Annotated in this window: 17 protein-coding genes, 1 tRNA gene and 1 pseudogene; 17 read left to right on the top strand and 2 right to left on the bottom strand. The window is 67.5% G+C overall.

Annotated features, from left to right (window positions below; all coding sequences use genetic code 11):
* Positions 1–105 precede the first annotated feature (105 nt).
* The 15 genes and pseudogenes from ABZ453_RS34200 to ABZ453_RS34130 all read left to right on the top strand — a co-directional run bounded on the left by ABZ453_RS34200 (position 106) and on the right by ABZ453_RS34130 (position 12,281).
* Positions 106–1,122: a hypothetical protein gene (locus ABZ453_RS34200; RefSeq protein WP_359021143.1), complete on the top strand. Its 1,017-nt coding sequence runs from the start codon at positions 106–108 to the stop codon at positions 1,120–1,122.
* Positions 1,123–1,221: 99 nt separating this feature from the next.
* Positions 1,222–2,739, top strand: coding sequence for an amino acid permease (locus tag ABZ453_RS34195; RefSeq protein WP_359021141.1), 1,518 nt, complete (start codon positions 1,222–1,224; stop codon positions 2,737–2,739).
* A gap of 176 nt (positions 2,740–2,915) precedes the next feature.
* A complete protein-coding gene (locus ABZ453_RS34190) occupies positions 2,916–4,106 on the top strand; it encodes a glutamine synthetase family protein (RefSeq protein ID WP_359021139.1) in 1,191 nt (396 codons plus the stop codon).
* Between the two features lie 266 nt (positions 4,107–4,372).
* A complete protein-coding gene (locus ABZ453_RS34185; RefSeq protein WP_359021137.1) occupies positions 4,373–5,482 on the top strand; it encodes a radical SAM protein in 1,110 nt (369 codons plus the stop codon).
* Between the two features lie 4 nt (positions 5,483–5,486).
* Positions 5,487–5,627, top strand: a complete 141-nt coding sequence (locus ABZ453_RS34180; RefSeq protein ID WP_359021135.1) for a hypothetical protein — start codon at positions 5,487–5,489, stop codon at positions 5,625–5,627.
* A 62-nt stretch (positions 5,628–5,689) separates the two neighbouring features.
* Positions 5,690–6,502, top strand: a complete 813-nt coding sequence (locus ABZ453_RS34175) for an aminoglycoside phosphotransferase (protein WP_359021133.1) — start codon at positions 5,690–5,692, stop codon at positions 6,500–6,502.
* Between the two features lie 32 nt (positions 6,503–6,534).
* Positions 6,535–6,801 carry a hypothetical protein gene (locus ABZ453_RS34170; RefSeq protein ID WP_359021131.1) on the top strand — a complete coding sequence of 89 codons (267 nt, stop codon included), beginning with the start codon at positions 6,535–6,537 and terminating at the stop codon, positions 6,799–6,801.
* 63 nt (positions 6,802–6,864) lie between these two features.
* Positions 6,865–7,965 carry a hypothetical protein gene (locus ABZ453_RS34165; RefSeq protein WP_359021129.1) on the top strand — a complete coding sequence of 367 codons (1,101 nt, stop codon included), beginning with the start codon at positions 6,865–6,867 and terminating at the stop codon, positions 7,963–7,965.
* Positions 7,886–8,311, top strand: coding sequence for a hypothetical protein (locus tag ABZ453_RS34160; RefSeq protein ID WP_359021278.1), 426 nt, complete (start codon positions 7,886–7,888; stop codon positions 8,309–8,311). Before ABZ453_RS34165 ends, ABZ453_RS34160 begins: the two co-directional genes overlap by 80 nt.
* Before the next feature lie 175 nt (positions 8,312–8,486).
* Complete coding sequence (locus ABZ453_RS34155; protein WP_359021127.1) at positions 8,487–9,596, top strand: radical SAM protein; 1,110 nt, start codon at positions 8,487–8,489, stop codon at positions 9,594–9,596.
* On the top strand, positions 9,542–10,240 hold the full coding sequence (gene tmk / locus ABZ453_RS34150) for a dTMP kinase (RefSeq protein ID WP_359021125.1): 699 nt from the start codon (positions 9,542–9,544) through the stop codon (positions 10,238–10,240). Before ABZ453_RS34155 ends, tmk begins: the two co-directional genes overlap by 55 nt.
* Entirely contained in the window at positions 10,212–11,009 is a 798-nt protein-coding gene (locus tag ABZ453_RS34145; RefSeq protein ID WP_359021123.1) for an endonuclease/exonuclease/phosphatase family protein, read from the top strand. Before tmk ends, ABZ453_RS34145 begins: the two co-directional genes overlap by 29 nt.
* 29 nt (positions 11,010–11,038) lie before the next feature.
* Positions 11,039–11,362, top strand: a complete 324-nt coding sequence (locus tag ABZ453_RS34140) for a MazG-like family protein (RefSeq protein ID WP_359021121.1) — start codon at positions 11,039–11,041, stop codon at positions 11,360–11,362.
* 51 nt (positions 11,363–11,413) lie between these two features.
* A pseudogene (locus tag ABZ453_RS34135) lies at positions 11,414–11,613 on the top strand (class I SAM-dependent methyltransferase); the annotation flags it as partial.
* A gap of 254 nt (positions 11,614–11,867) precedes the next feature.
* Entirely contained in the window at positions 11,868–12,281 is a 414-nt protein-coding gene (locus tag ABZ453_RS34130; RefSeq protein ID WP_359021119.1) for an NUDIX hydrolase, read from the top strand.
* Positions 12,282–12,408: 127 nt separating this feature from the next.
* Here ABZ453_RS34130 and ABZ453_RS34125 read toward each other — a convergent pair whose 3' ends face one another.
* Together ABZ453_RS34125 and ABZ453_RS34120 are read right to left on the bottom strand one after the other, a co-directional pair.
* Complete coding sequence (locus ABZ453_RS34125) at positions 12,409–13,206, bottom strand: hypothetical protein (protein ID WP_359021117.1); 798 nt, start codon at positions 13,204–13,206, stop codon at positions 12,409–12,411.
* Between the two features lie 149 nt (positions 13,207–13,355).
* Positions 13,356–13,429, bottom strand: a tRNA-Met gene (locus ABZ453_RS34120).
* Between the two features lie 401 nt (positions 13,430–13,830).
* Between ABZ453_RS34120 and ABZ453_RS34115 the strand changes: the two genes are divergently transcribed.
* Both ABZ453_RS34115 and ABZ453_RS34110 read left to right on the top strand, forming a co-directional pair.
* Entirely contained in the window at positions 13,831–14,166 is a 336-nt protein-coding gene (locus tag ABZ453_RS34115; protein ID WP_356951171.1) for a WhiB family transcriptional regulator, read from the top strand.
* A 300-nt stretch (positions 14,167–14,466) separates the two neighbouring features.
* Positions 14,467–14,958 carry a DUF6233 domain-containing protein gene (locus ABZ453_RS34110; protein WP_359021115.1) on the top strand — a complete coding sequence of 164 codons (492 nt, stop codon included), beginning with the start codon at positions 14,467–14,469 and terminating at the stop codon, positions 14,956–14,958.
* Positions 14,959–15,041 lie beyond the last annotated feature (83 nt).

Raw genomic sequence — 15,041 nt, 5'->3', positions numbered from 1 at the left:
CCCGTTGACACCATCTTCCCCCGTACATCCCCAATGCCGAGGCCTCCCATGCCCGACTCGTTAACGACCACCGTCACGCCCTTCACCCCTCAGGTGGAACGGGGCGTGGCCTCTCCTGACGCGCCTCTCATCGTCAGTCCGGTTGGCGCCGACACCGATCTTCGTGCGGCGCTGGAGGATCTGAAGATGGGCCGGCACCTCTCCGCCCGTGACCTGCTGGCTCGCACCGGCCCCAACTGGGCTTTACGCACCACCCGTAGCCAGCTCCTGGCGGCTGGCGCGGGCGAGCCGGGCGTCTTCAAGACCTGGCGCGATGAGGAACCCAACAACCGCGATGCTGCCATGATGTGGGGCCGCGTCCTCACGCGAGCCGCGCTCGCCGCGTATCACAGCAACCAGAGCCAGCAGGTGGTGGCACGAGCCGCCGGCCTGGCCCGGCAGGCCCTCTACCAGGCAAGGGTTCTCTGGCCGGCATGCCCCGTGCCGTGGGTGGATCTGCTCAAGCTGACACAGCTCCCCTTTGCGCCGCACCACTTTGACCCCCACGCCCACGAGCGGCCGATGCCCTGGGACGCGTTGAGAGATCCAGCGATGCATCACCGGGGACCCTGGCCGCTCCTCGCGGAGATCAACAAACGTCACCCCGGAAACCGGGAAGGCCATCACCGCATGCGGGAGTGGTTTCTGAACCGCTCACGCGAGCCGGGGGCCGCCATGAACTACTCGTGCTGGCTTGTCGCGATGGGCACGCTCAACCCCGAACTACAGGTCATGCCGCTGTACGCGCTCATGGACCTCTACCGCCGACGACACGGAGACGGTCAGAACGGCGCCCTCACGTTCTGGCAGACCGCCCAGGTCCGGCATTACGCGTGCAAGGCGTACGACGACTGGTTCGCCGACATCGCGCCGGTCGAATACCCGTGGCAGCCGCTGTCGGACCTCAGCCACCTCGCGCACGCCCTGGTGGCCTGCGGCGAGAACGAACGCGCAGCCTATGTGTTCCGGGCGATGGGCCCCTACGTCACGCCGCAGCCGTGGCAGGACATCAACGCCAGCCTCGGCCGCTCCGCCGACTGGAGGGACGAGTTCCTCCGCATCCGCGCATCCGTCCTGCGCTAGCCACGGCGTCCCGATGCGCTGCCGGGCCCCGCCAGCCCAGCGTGATCAACACCCCTGAACTGTCCCCGTAACCCTCATCCCCTTTTCGAAGGATTACTGGTGTCTCACAGAAGAGCCGGCACGGTTGAACCAGCGAGCTCGGACGATGCTTTCCTCGCAGAGCTCGGCATCAAGCCCGAACTGTCCCGCAAGATGGGCGCCTTCGGGAACTTCGCGATCAGCTTCTCGGTCATCTGCATCCTGGCCGGCGGCATGAGCCTGTTCGGGTTCGGCCTGGGCCACGGCGGCCCTGTGGTCATGCTCGGCAGCTGGGCCGTGATCGGCTTCATGACGCTGCTGGTCGGGCTGTCCCTCGCCGATGTCGTCTCCGCCTACCCGACCTCGGGCGGCCCGTACTTCATGGCCGACAAGCTCGGCGGACGCCGGTGGGGCTGGGTGACCGGCTGGCTGAACCTGCTCGGTCTGCTCGGCGCGATCGCCGGCATCGACTACGGAGCCGCCGCCTTCGCCGGCGCGTTCGCGCAGATGCAGTGGAACATTGCGCCCACGGACGGCACGACCATGATCATCTTCGGGTGCATCCTGCTCGCGCACGGCCTGCTCAACTCCGCCGGGGTGCGCCTGGTCACCGTGCTGAACTCGATCTCGGTATGGTGGCAGCTGGGCGGCGTCGCCGTCATCGTCGGCGCCCTGACCATCGCCCCCGCCCAGCACCAGTCACCGAGCTTCGTGTTCACCCACTTCCACAACGACACCGGCTTCTCCCACCCCTTCTACGTCGGGCTTGTCGGATCCCTCATCTCGGGGTACACGTTCTGCGGCTACGACGCCTCCGCCCACGTCGCGGAGGAGACCACGGATGCCCAGATGTCGGCGCCCCGCGGCATCGTCCGCTCGATCTGGGTGTCATGGGCGGCTGGGTTCGTGCTCCTGGCCGGGCTGCTGTTCGCCATACAGGATTACGCGGGCACGCAGAACTCCGCGACCGGTGTACCGCCCGCCCAGATCTTCCTCGACGTCCTCGGCGCGACCGGGGCCAAGGCGCTGCTCCTGGTCGTCATCGTCGCGATGCTGTTCTGCGGCAACGCCGAAGTCGCCGCCGCCAGCCGCATGGTCTACGCCTTCTCCCGCAGCCGCGCCCTACCCGGCTGGCAGAGCTGGCGCATCGTCAACGACCGCACGAAAACACCCACGAGGGCGGTGTGGTTCGTCATCGTCGTACCGTTCGTCCTCGCCCTTCCGGCCCTGTGGTCTCCCGCCGCCTACGGCGCGATCACCGCGATCAACGCGGTCGGCATGACACCGGCCTACGGCATCCCCGTCTTCCTCGCCCTGCGCAAGGGCCGCGCCTACCAGCCGGGCCGGTGGAGCCTGGGACGCTGGCGCCGCCCGATCGGATACGTCGCGGTCACCTACGTCGTGATCATCACCGTGGTGTTCTGCCTGCCGCAGTCGACCCCCATCACCACCGACTCCTTCAACTACGCCGGGGTGACCCTGCTGGCCGCGCTGCTGCTGGCCTGCGCGACGTGGATCACCCGCGGCAAGCGGGACTACCAACTCACCGCCTCCCAGACCGCCCAGCCCGGCGAAGCCCTGCTCAGCGAAGGTTTCTGATGACCGCAGTAACGACCTATCGCGCCGCGCCATTCTGGCCGCAGGGAAAGCAGACCCGAGGACAACTCGACAACTTTGTGGAAAGCGGCGACATCAATGACGTCACGCTCGTCGTGCCGGACATGCAGGGACGCCTACAGGGCAAAACCTTCAGTGCTCGGGTCTTCCTCGATCGGATGGCCGACTTGACGGAGATGTGCGCCTATCTCCTTGCGACCGACATCGACATGACGCCCCTCGACGGTTATGCCCTTACCGGCTGGGAGCAGGGCTACGGCGACTTCCTCGTCCAACCCGACCTGGACACCGTCTGGGTGCTCCCCACCCAGCCGGGTACGGCCCTCGTGATCGGCAGCCCCATTCACCCGGATGGCACACCGGTGCAGGTGGCGCCCCGCCAGATGCTGAAGACCCAGCTCGAGCGGCTGGCCGAGCTGGGCTACCGGCTCAAGGTCGGAGTGGAGAGCGAGTTCGTCCTTTACACAGAAGGAGATTCCGGCCCGGCGCCAGCCTGGGACGCGAATCTGGACTACAGCACCAGCCACCCGCCTGCCGTCCGGCCCTTCTTCCGACACCTCGGCGACTATCTGAACAACGCCGGCATCGGCTACGAGTCGATCAAGACGGAGAGCGCGCCGGGACAGGCTGAAGTGACCTTCCCCTACACCGATGACCCGCTGGCTGCCTGCGACGACTACTCCGTCTACAAGCTCATCGCCCGCGACCTTGCGCAGCAGTACAACCTGATCCCCGCCTTCATGGCGGCTCCCGCGACGGGGGTCGGCAACGGACTGCACCTGCATCTGTCGCTGTGGTCCGAGCACGACGAGCCGGGCTTCGCCCACCATCACGGAGAGGATCTTCCGCCGCTGCTGACGCGAGCCGTTGCAGGGATGCTCTCGATCCTGCCGAACCTGGCCCCGCTGTACGCGCCCACCGTCAACTCCTACAAGCGGTACACGCCGCACAGCTTCGCCCCCGTCCGCTACAACTGGGGCATCGATCACCGCGGTTGCGCCGTCCGCGTCTGCGGTCACGGCAAGGGCACCCACCTGGAGGTACGCCTCGCAGGCGCCGACGCTGACGCCTATCTCGCCCTCACCGCGTACGTCGCCGCCATGGTGCACGGCATTGAAGAAGGCCTCACGGTCCGCGACGTCTACGAGGGCGACGCCTACCAGGACCGCGAGGCGGTACCGGTGTGCGGCGATCTCGGTACCGCGCTTGACTACTTCGAACACAGCACCGCCGCCCAGAGCCTGCTCGGCGAGGATGTCGTGAAGCACTACGCCCGGACCGCGCACGCCGAGCTCAACTGGCACCGAAGACACGTCACCGACCTGGAGCGTCTTCGCGGCATCCGCTGACTCCCAATGCCCCTCTTGCCGCCAAGTCCGCACTCCCCGCTCAGCGGCAAGAGGTCCCTCTCCTTGATCCCCCCGGTCGGACGGTGACCGGGGGACTCAAGGGCCGATCCTGTCTGGCGGCCCGGATGCCCTGACCCCCTGGCCGTCGGACAGGGCAACCCCCGGCGCGGGGAGCGTCACCGATCGTCGCCCACCCCACGGCGAAGTCACCGCCCCGCGCCGGGCTCTCACCTCAGCAGCTCGCTCTCACGTGAAGGGAAGACGACGTGCACCAGCTCGTTGCGACACCGTTCGGAGGGCGGCGCCTCGTCCTGCGCCCAGGCAGCGCTAAGGCCATCCACCTCCCCCACGCCAAATTCGATGAGTTGTGCACCCTGGCCGCGGCGCCCAGCACCGTGCCCGAGTGGCTCGTCGACGCCGCGCGCGCTCAGTGGCAGATGGAACTGGGCGGCCGTCCCGTAGACGAGGTGGTCCTGATACGGCAGCCCGGACCGTACGCGTTCAGTCGGGCGACGTGGGAGATCAATCTCGGCTGCGACTACGACTGTGTGATGTGCTACCTCGGCGAGAAGAAGTTCGAGGGCCTCGATATGGAGGGCAAGCGTCGGCTGCTGGCTGTCATGCGGGACGCCGGAGTGATCTGGCTGCAGATCACGGGCGGGGAGCCGCTCATCGACCCCGACTTCCCCGAGGCCTATCGACTCGCGCACGAGCTGGGCATGCAGGTGGAGGTCTTGTCCAACGGATCCAGGCTCCGCAAGCCGCACATCCTCAACCTGCTGCGCACCTACCCGCCCATCAAACTGACGCTGAGTGTGTACGGCGCGACAGCCGACTCGTACGACACGGTGACCCGCAGCCGCGGAGGCTTCGACCGCTTCCGGGAGGGCCTGGGCATGGCCCGCGATGCCGGGCTGAACATCGAGCTGAGCCTGATCATCGTGCAGGCCAACGCGCATGACGTCGAGGCGATGCGAGCTTGGGCGAATCAGCTCGGCCTTCGCCACACAGAGTACGCGAACATCTCTCCGACAATCCACGGCAGCGCGGAGCCGCTGCCGCAGCAGTCGCCCGAGTACCTCACCCATCGGCAGCCGTTCACCGGCTGCCCCGCCGGCGTGACGTTCTTCCATTCGGATCCGTTCGGGCGGGCCTCGATCTGCAAGGTCGGCCGCGAACCGAACATCGACCTGACCGTCGAAGGCGTGGAGGGTCTGGCCCGGCTCGGTGAGATCGCTGAGTCCCTCATGCTTCGCACCGGAGGATGCAGCGGCTGCACACTGTCCGGCACGTGCCGGGTGTGCAGGCCGATGGCGAAGGTCTTCCAGGAGGCGAAGGCACCACTCGCACACTACTGCCAACACGGAAAGAGGTAGGCACATGACTGCTGTCATGGTCGAGATCACGCCCAAACCAGAAGCCGCCACCCTGGACCCGGACGCGATCATCCTGGTCAGCGACGTCGAAACCCTGACCGAGGGCACCCTCCCCGGCTGCGGCGAGGACAACCCCTACAACTGAACCACTCGCTGGGGCCGCCCCGGCGGCCCCAGCGTTGTTCCCCCCTCCTGGAGGAGACCGAAATGCCCACCCAGCGCCTGCCCGAACTCCCGGACACCGTGCTGCGGCTGATCGAGAAGGTCAGCGGCCGCGTGGTCGACGTCAAAACCATCAACGCAGGCCTGAACAGCACCATCGCCGCCCGCGTGCACACCCTCGACCGCACCCTGTTCGTCAAGGGCCTCCCCCTCGATCACCCCCGCGTGTGGACCCAGCAACGAGAAGCCCAGATCGCCCCCTGCGTCCGCAGCGTCGCGCCTCAACTGCTGTGGCATATCGAAGAAGAGGGCTGGAGTCTGCTCGGCTTTGAGTACGTCGAAGGTGGACACGCCGACTTCACCCCCGACTCGCCGGACGTCCCCGCCGTCATGGCATCCATGATCCGGCTGACGGACGTGCCGCCGCCGGCGGCACTCGAGCTGAAAGACATGCCGCACCGGTTGCGGGCATACGTGGACGACCCGGCGGACCTGGCGTGGTTCGCAGGCAGCAGCCTCCTCCACACCGAATGGAACCCGCACAACCTCCTCGTCTCAGACGGCAACGCCCTGCTCGTGGACTGGGGATGGGCCTCCACCGGCGCCGCCTGGATCGACCCGGCGCTGTGGCTGCTGTGGCTCATCGCCCACGGTCACACCCCCGCCCAGGCAGAAAACGCCGCCGCCGCTCACCCCGCGTGGCGTTCGGCTCCGCGCGCAGGCCTCGACGCCCTGGCCCGCGTCCAACACCGCCTCTGGAATTCGATCGCAGCCGAGAGCACAGACGACTGGGCGAAACCCATGCAGCACGCAGCCCACACCTGGGCCACACACCGAGGGAAAGACCCCCTGAACTGATGAGGATTTGACCTTCGTCTTCCACTCTTCAAGTGAGCTACGAGGTGAACGCCGGCATCGAGAGCGAGTTCGTGCCGCACACGAACGGACCGTCCAGCCGGACTCCCGCGTGGAAGCACAACCTCGACCACCGCCTGCAGCATCCACCCGCCGTCAGTGCGCTCTTCCGCCACACGCCGTTGCCCGGCTGCTGCCGGCACCTGGCACCCCTGTATGCGCCCACCCCCAACAGCTACAAACGCGTCCAGTCGCGCTCATTCGGCCCCCACCCCCTCAAGGTCCGCGATGCGAGTGGGTGACCTAGTACGCACCTGAACCCCTTCTTTCGTCCAATAGATCACTATTTATGAAGGATTCACGTGATGCAGATATCCCCTCCCAGGGAGCGGTCCCTGGGGAAGAAGCAGGCAAACCTGCTCGCCGCCATCATGCGCGGCGTGCCCATCCTCGGATGCGGGAAGGAGCCCCACGTCCTGACCGACTGTGATGTCCGCAGCGTGCTGGAAACCCTTGCGCCCGGCGACGACGCGCAGCGGACCGGGGAGCTGAACCGGGCGCGCCCGCGGCTGCTGAACGCGATCATCGGAGCCGGGGCCAGACGCACGGGCTACCTGTCGGGCCTGCCCCGCCACGGCGTCGAGCCGCTGCTGCGGACAGTCAGCGAGGCCGTCAGGGGCCCGCTGGTCCTGCGGGTCGTCTACGGCGCCAGCACCCACATGCCGCTTCGGGCGCTCAGCTACGTCCTGCCGGCCCTCCGCATGGCGGCACGGCTGACCGCGGCCGGCCAGCGCACCCCCTACCTGAAGATCGTGCTAGCCAGCCCTCTCAGCAGCCGGGTCAACGTCCTGCCCGAGCCCGTCACAGCCGCGGAGACGGACCTGCTCACCCACTGCCTCGACCGGCTCCTGGCCGCGCTGGCTCCAGGACGTTACGGGCTGTACCGCACACGGCCCTCCGCCGAAATCCTCGGTACGCTGGACGACCTGGTGCGGACCCTGACCCCGGCCCGGCGGACAGCAGTCCTCAACCGGCTCGGCGGCAAAGGCGGCGCCACCACCGACGAGCAGACCCTGCTCTACGCCGCCGCCCACGTCCTCCTCCACGACCGCACCGGCGCCATCCCCCTCAACCTGGAATACGGCACGCACGCGCCACAGCACGCCCGGGTCATCGACATCGGCAGCCTGGAGGAACGCCACTTCCACCACGCACGGCGGCTGTTCGCATCCAGTGCGGCCGACGACACCAGCCCGAGTGCGCTGGTGCTGTCCCGGCACTCGGTGCCGCCCTACACCATGGCCAGAGGCGGCGACATCGGCCTGCGCGAATTCCTGGACGGGACAAGCCCGCAGGGCGGCCCACTGGCCCCCGCCGTCCGTCACGATCTGCGGCTGCAATGGACCGACTTCCCCTCGGACGAGTTGCGCGACGTCCTCGCAGGGCGACGGGAGGCGCTGCCATGACCAACGTGCCCGTGTCGGACCCGGCGCCCCCCTTGAAATCCGCCTCGGCGGCGCGGATACCAACGCCTACCTCCCCCTCGCCGCCTACATCGCGGCGATGGCCCACGGCATCGAGGAACGCCTGACGGCCCGGCCGGCCTGCGACGGGGACGCCTACCAGGACCAGGCGACAATGCCGCTCTTTACCGACCTCGGCGAAGCCCTCACGTACTTCGACAACAGCACCATCGCCCAACTCCTGGTCGGCAAAGACGTGGTGCGGCACTACGCCCAGACGGCACGCGCTGAACTCGCCTGGCACCGCACACACGTCACTGACACGGAGCGGCAACGCGGCATCCGCTGAAACTCCCTGCCTTCAGGACGAGACTCCCCCTCGGCGGCAGGGGCAAGATCCTCGTTCCCCGACCGGACGGCGGTCGTGGAACGAGGGCACGACAACTGGCAAGTCAGGCATCTCGCGCCAACCATGGACCTACCAGTCCTTGCCCAACCAACCGCTTCTACCCGCGGAGGCCCGCATGACCGCCAAGCCGATCATCAACTCGGGACAGGCCGCTTCCTGCTATTTCCGGACCACGGTGGACCATCCGTACCGGAAGGCGCTCATCCAGCTCACAGAGCGGTGCAATGAACTCTGCAAGCACTGCTTCGTCAACGCGACCAAACGCGGCGACGACATGGACCGGCAAGCAGTCCAGGACCGGCTGATCCCGCAGCTCCTTCACGCCCGAGTCAACCGGGTCACCATCACCGGAGGTGAGCCGTTCACACACCCGGAGTTACTTCCTATCGTCGGCGACTTCGTTACGGCCGGGTTCGGCGTGGGTGTGTGCACGAACGCGACGATGGCGACGGATGAGGAGATCCACACGCTCGCCCACCTGGGTGTGCACATGAACGTGAGCCTGGACGGCTTCTCTGCCGACTCCCACGGGGTGTTCCGGGCTCGCCCCGAGGGCTTCGCGGAGACCGTCCGAAACGTCAAGCGCTTCGCGGAGGCGGGCATTCTTCAGGGCCTGCTGTGCACGCCGAACAACCTTGCGCAGGACGAGGAGTACGCGGAGCTGTGCGCTTTCGCTCGCGAGCAGGGAGCGAAGTACGTGCTGATGAATCCGCTTGGACAGATGGGTCGTGGCGCCTCGAACTCGGCACAGAGGCTTCGGCGGCCGGACGACCATATGCGGCACATCCGGGACCTCACTCTTCCGTTCGTCGACGAGGGCCTGGAGCTGGTTCACATCCGCTTCCCCAACGATGACAAGCCGCTCGCCGGATGCGAGGCCGGAACCATCATCTACGTGTTCACCAAGGGGGAGGTCACGGTTTGCCCCTACCTGGTGTTCGCCGCCCGCACGAAGGCGTCCCAGCACCCCGACACGGACTTCATCGTCGGCAACGTGTGGACGGACAACGACATCGCCGCCCAGCTGGACAACTACCGATTCCATGAGCGGTGGCAGGTCGGAGCGAACCCAACGTGCGGCGGCTGCTCGATGAATGCCGAATGCGGCAAGGGCTGCCCGGCCGCGGTCGTCGCCGCAGGACACCGGATCGGAGCCGTCGACACAGAGCAGTGCCCGGTCGTGCCGAACGGGTCTCGCGTGCTTCCCGTGGTCGGTATCTCGTGAACCCCCGGGGATTCTTTGTCACCCTGGACGGACCGGGCGGCGTCGGCAAGTCGACCGTGAGGGACGCCCTCGCAGCCCAGCTCCGGGAAGACGGACATGCCGTCCACGCGACCCGTGAACCCAGCGACACCCCGCTCGGGGAACTCGCCCGGCACGGCACGGACATCTATCAGGGCATGGCGATGGCCTGCCTCATCGCGGCCGACCGCTACCACCACCTGACGGAGGAGATCCGGCCGGCGCTCCAGCGCGGCGACATCGTCGTGTGTGATCGCTACATCGGCTCGTCACTGGTGCTTCAGGTCATGGACGGTGTCAACCGTGACCTCGTGTGGGAACTGAACCGGCACGCGCGGCTGCCCGACCTCTCGGTGTTCCTCACCGCGCACCCGGACGTCATCGCAAACCGGCTCGCCCAGCGCGGCACCCACAGCCGATTCGAACGGATGCCCGGCAGCAGCGTGATCGAGTTCGGTCTTTACGCGGAAGCGGCTACGTTCCTCCGTGACCAGGGCGCTAGAGTCCTCACTCTGGACGCTACAGCCACAGATCCGGAAACCCTCGCGTGCACCATCGTGGGCGAGATCAACGCCGTACAACCCAGGGACAACCTCGATGGACGTGCTGACGTTCAATCTCAATAACCCCTCCCGCGAGCGGGCGCAGCGACAGCTCTACTGGCTGGCGGCCAGACCGGAACAGATCCTCGTGCTCACGGAGACGGCGCCCAGTGACGGCTGCGACTTCCTGGCCGACCGGTTCCAAGCTGCCGGGTTCCGCGTCGTTTTCCCCCGGCCGGAGCGGGGTGAGCGGGGCGTGATGATCGTGAGCCGCCTGCCCCTCGAAGCGGCGGCGACACTGAGCAGCTACCTGCCGCACCGCGGCGTCTCGGTGACCGTCGCGACGACCGCGGGCCCGCTCGACATCATCGGCCTGTACGTGCCCTCCCGGGACGCCACGCCTGCGAAGACGGACCGCAAACGCCGCTTCCTTGAGGAAGCCGGCCGGGCCATCCCGTCCGGCACGACTGGGGCCCGCCTCCTGATCGGTGACTTCAACATCCTCGAGCCGAAGCACGAGCCCCGATATCCGTTCTTCAAGCCGTTCGAGTACGCCTTCTACGAGGGACTGGAAGCCGCTGGATACGGTGACGCGTTCCGGCAACTGCACCCGACGGCCGCCGAACACTCCTGGGTCGGCCGGACAGGCGACGGCTACCGCTACGACCACGCGCACATCTCGGCAGCCCTCATCGGCGCGATTCACGGCTGCCACTACGTCCATGAGCCGCGTACCCGCTCCGACCGACTCACCGATCACTCCGCCCTGACGGTGCAGCTCGACGTCGCCCCGGAAACCCAGCTACGAGTCTCCGACCCCACCGATCTCAGCGCTGCTGGCGCCCTCTTTTGAAAACTCCCGCACAGTCCTTGGAGAAAAACGTGGAAGCAAGCACCTGGGATCTCGTCGAACGTCTTCGCGACTGGTTGGACGCCGAGAGCCCAGTAACCGGCGACATGGCGAAAACCATGCGAGTGCTCAAGATCGGCGAAGAGTTCGGTGAGGTAGCCGAAGCACTCCACGGAGCAATGGGCGCGAATCCCCGCAAGGGGGCGAGCCACACGTGGGACGACGTCCACAAGGAACTCTGCGACGTCACGATCACGTCGCTCATTGCGCTCGCCTCGCTGACCCCGGACGCAAGGAAGCTGTTCGAAGCACGGCTGCATCACATTGGTGAGCGCTCCCTCGGATCATTGGGCTGATCCCTGCGGCGGTGACCCTGGCGATGCGCCACCACACCCAGAGGAACCACTGTGTCCGTACCGCACGACATCACTGCCGAGACCGAACTGTGGGACACGCTCGCCGAGTCCGTCTTCAAGCAGGACGCCGAGCCGACGTCTGCTGGACCCAGTACACCGGTCACGGCCCCGGCCCCGAACTCCTGGCCGGCCCGCGACGGGTGCTGGAGATCGGCTGCGGCACCGGTCGCGCCCTCGCGTTTCTCGCCGAGGCCCAGGACTCGGCAGCTATCGGCCAGCCCCCTCAAGCGAGGACACGGTCGCTTCACAGGCCGCTGCCTTATCGTACGCCGATGGCCATATGGGTCGGCTCCTGCTAGGGCTCGCCGGGCGGAGCCGCTGGCTCGTCGTCATGTGTGCCGATCACGGTGACGACGGCTACCACGGCCGCGGTATCGCCCACCCTGCCGTCTTCAACGTGCCATTCGCCGCCGGAGTGTATCCCTGACCGATACGCTCACCCGGCATGGGAACTGAAGTGAGGCGTGACGCCTCCGTGGTTGTGGCCCGCGACGCTAAGGGTCTGGTGGCCCTCCTGAGCGCCAACTTCCCAAACCACGGCGGCGAATACCTCTTCCTCCCCGGTGGCCGCTTCGAAGCCGACGAACACCCGCTCGACTGCGCCCAGCGCGAACTTCGGGAAGAGGCCGGAGTCACCGCCCAGCAATGGCGTTCTCTCGGCTCGTACGCAATCACCCTGGGTTCCCCGGCACGAGTCCACCTGTTCGAGGCCCGTGACCTGACCCTCGGCCCGCAACAACTCACAGAGACCGAAACAGACTTCAAGCTCATGTGGTGGCCGATGGACGATGCCCGGCAGGCCGCACACGACGGGCGATTCCTCCTTCCCGCTGGACCTCTGGCGCTGTTCCTGAGCTGACCGAGGAGAAAGCGGACAGCGGCGTCGGACAGATACTCGCCTTCCTGGCGGCCTGCGACTACGGCGGCAGGCTGGCCCGGCCTGGGAGGAGCGGGGCCCAATTCCCAAGAACTCTCCCCTCGCATCGCTAAGCACCTGGCGCCCGACGGGGCTTTCGCCTTTCCCACCGTGAGCCGATCGTCGGGCAGTGCGGGCCACAAGCCATGAGCGGCAAGGAGCTGGAAGGCGCGAGACCGAGCTGGCCGTCCACCGCTGGCAGTACACCGCCGCTCAGTAGGGCGACATCAAGGTCTTCCAGGAGGCGAAGGGAGCCCGCGGCGAGGGCCTGTCCGTCGCCGCGACCCTGACCTTTACGGAGAAGAGCACCACGGATGAAGGCGGCCGCTTCGACGACCCGGCGGAGGTCGGGGCCGTCGGGGTGAGGCCTGTCGGTGCCCAGGATCTCGTCCAGTCCGAGGAGCCGGATGACCAGGCCTGCGGCGGCGAGGGTCTGGAGGGGGTCGTCGTCGTTGCGCAGTACGGGGCGGTAGAGCCCGGGGCCGGGGACTGCGGTCGGCATCCGTTCCGGGGATCGAAGGGGTTCCGTCTGGTGGGCGGGCGGTAGGTGGGCGACGAGGCCTTCGAGGATGCCGAGCGTGGTTGCCCACCCTTCCGCGAAGCTCTGGTCGCTGGGGGGATAGGTCGTTGGGCTCCCAGCGGTGTCGGGCCGAAGCCACTTCCATACGAGGTCGTCGGGTGGGCAGATCGCCGAGAGCACGACGAGGGCGGTAGCGCGCCACCAGGCGAGGTCGTACGGCGGGCTGTCGGCGGTGAGCGGTGTGCCGCGGCTGATCAGCTGCCGGATCACCGTGGTCGTCTCGGCGGGGTGTGCCAGGCCGAGACGGTTCGGCAGGTCGCGGTCGGCCCGGACAGGGTGGTGGGACACGTGCGCTCCATGGAGTCGGTGGTTGTCGCCTCCATAGGGGCGCCGAATCCCAGCCGCGTGTGACATCTAGCGGAGATTTCGGTGGCGAACCGACGCTCCAGAGAAAGACGTCGGCCTCCGCCGCATGAGCGGCGGAGGCCGAAATCCAGTAGCGGGGACAGGATTTGAACCTGCGACCTCTGGGTTATGAGCCCAGCGAGCTACCGAGCTGCTCCACCCCGCGTCGGTTAGCCCACCGTACAATATTTCCCGGGCGGGGAACGGGCGGAATGGGATGCGTCGACGCTTCACAGGGGCTCATGGTTCCGGGCCCCACGCAGTATCGGACGCCCCATGTGCCCCCAGCCGCCGGCCGCCGTGGCCGTCGTTGCGCAGCTGCCCGACGCGCCCGACATCGCCCGGGCGTGCCGATGTCCGGACAGCGAGCGACGGGTTCCCCGAGGGCATTCCCGCTTCGATCACTGATACCGTCCGGCGTATCCTGTGACAAGCCCTCATCACTCGAAGGAGTTGGGCGCTCGTCCGCTGCTGAACGCCCAGCGCCCGACTCGCGTACTGTCACATGCCTGCCTCATGTAGCCGGGGCAAAGCTGCTGGCCGAATCGGGGAGAGGACGGTACCGGGGTGATAGCGGATACCGACTGGGGCAAGCGCGGGTTGTGCAAGGCTGCCGACCCGGACGAACTGTTCGTCGAAGGCGCTGCCCAGAATCGCGCCAAGATGCTGTGCACTGGCTGTCCCGTGCGCACCGAATGCCTGGCATACGCCCTGGACAACCGGATTGAGCACGGCGTCTGGGGCGGCATGACCGAACGCGACCGGCGAGCGCTCCTTCGCCGCCGACCGACCGTGACGTCGTGGTGGCACCTCCTGGAGACAGCCCGTGTCGAGCATGAGCAACACACCCGTGCCGCTGTCCCGGCGAAAGACGGCATTCTGGTCCTGCGCGAGGCCTGCTGACCGCGCAGTCTCGTGGAGGGTGCCGCCGAACGGCAGCTCCGGATGGACCACCTGCTGAAGCCGTCATGCCCAACGACGGGCGGCGCGAACGCCCGTCCCCGCATGCCGCTCATTTAAAGTTGCTGGTCAAAGGGCTGGCGTGACCGGTGCTCGGAGTGCTCATGCTGGCCTCGGACCGAAGTCGGCCGGAGTATCCACGAAGGAAGGCCCCCGATGAACTTGCCAAAGCGTCCGGTTAGGATGCTGGGCAGGATGGAGGGGGTCGCAATGCCGCAGAACGCGGCCCGGGTGACCGTGATCATGCCTGACGGGCAAGAGTTGCGAGCCTGCCTGTATGAGCGTCGGCGCGCGGCAGCCGGATGGCAGTACCGGGTGGGCATCTCCGGCTGGGCAGTTGGCAGCAGCGGCCGTACGGAGCCCGCAGAACAGAGTGTCTGGCTCGACGCCCGTCATGTCCGCCCCCTCGAAGGCAGCGACTACAGCCGCATCCCCACCCGCGCTACTCCCCCCGCCGCCGGGCGGCAGGCCTGGACGGTACAAGATCTCCCTCACCGCCCCGGCCACCCCGGAGCACGCCTGATCCACGTCATCGGCTGCCAGCCCCACGCCACCCCCATCACCCTCGACCAGGCCCTCGACATCCTCCGCCAACCCCGCACCGTCCCCTGCCGCGAATGCAACGCAGCCACCTCCCTCCCCACCACGGCCGACCCGCTGCCCCCGCAACAAGACCACGCCCCGCTCAGAGAAGGGGAGCGCCATCCGTCCGAGGACTCGCACGGGCACGCGTGATCCGAGAGCGGCCTGGCAGGATGGGCGTATGAGCGAGGACGCGTTGGAAGCAGCCCAGCGGGCATACCAGTCGGCACAGGAAG

Source organism: Streptomyces sp. NPDC005799 (genome assembly GCF_040630525.1).
Lineage (GTDB): Bacteria > Actinomycetota > Actinomycetes > Streptomycetales > Streptomycetaceae > Streptomyces > Streptomyces griseorubiginosus_B.
Note: the sequence above shows the minus strand (reverse complement) of the source record. Positions and strands in the feature narration are given on the sequence as shown.

What these genes read in the sequence shown, in the direction of transcription:
- ABZ453_RS34145 (WP_359021123.1), top strand. Translation starts at nt 10,212, where the DNA reads ATGGACGTGCTGACGTTCAATCTCAATAACCCCTCCCGCGAGCGGGCG.
- ABZ453_RS34180 (WP_359021135.1), top strand. Translation starts at nt 5,487, where the DNA reads ATGACTGCTGTCATGGTCGAGATCACGCCCAAACCAGAAGCCGCCACC.
- ABZ453_RS34190 (WP_359021139.1), top strand. Translation starts at nt 2,916, where the DNA reads ATGGCCGACTTGACGGAGATGTGCGCCTATCTCCTTGCGACCGACATC.
- ABZ453_RS34155 (WP_359021127.1), top strand. Translation starts at nt 8,487, where the DNA reads ATGACCGCCAAGCCGATCATCAACTCGGGACAGGCCGCTTCCTGCTAT.
- ABZ453_RS34110 (WP_359021115.1), top strand. Translation starts at nt 14,467, where the DNA reads ATGCCTGACGGGCAAGAGTTGCGAGCCTGCCTGTATGAGCGTCGGCGC.
- ABZ453_RS34130 (WP_359021119.1), top strand. Translation starts at nt 11,868, where the DNA reads ATGGGAACTGAAGTGAGGCGTGACGCCTCCGTGGTTGTGGCCCGCGAC.
- ABZ453_RS34175 (WP_359021133.1), top strand. Translation starts at nt 5,690, where the DNA reads ATGCCCACCCAGCGCCTGCCCGAACTCCCGGACACCGTGCTGCGGCTG.
- ABZ453_RS34165 (WP_359021129.1), top strand. Translation starts at nt 6,865, where the DNA reads ATGCAGATATCCCCTCCCAGGGAGCGGTCCCTGGGGAAGAAGCAGGCA.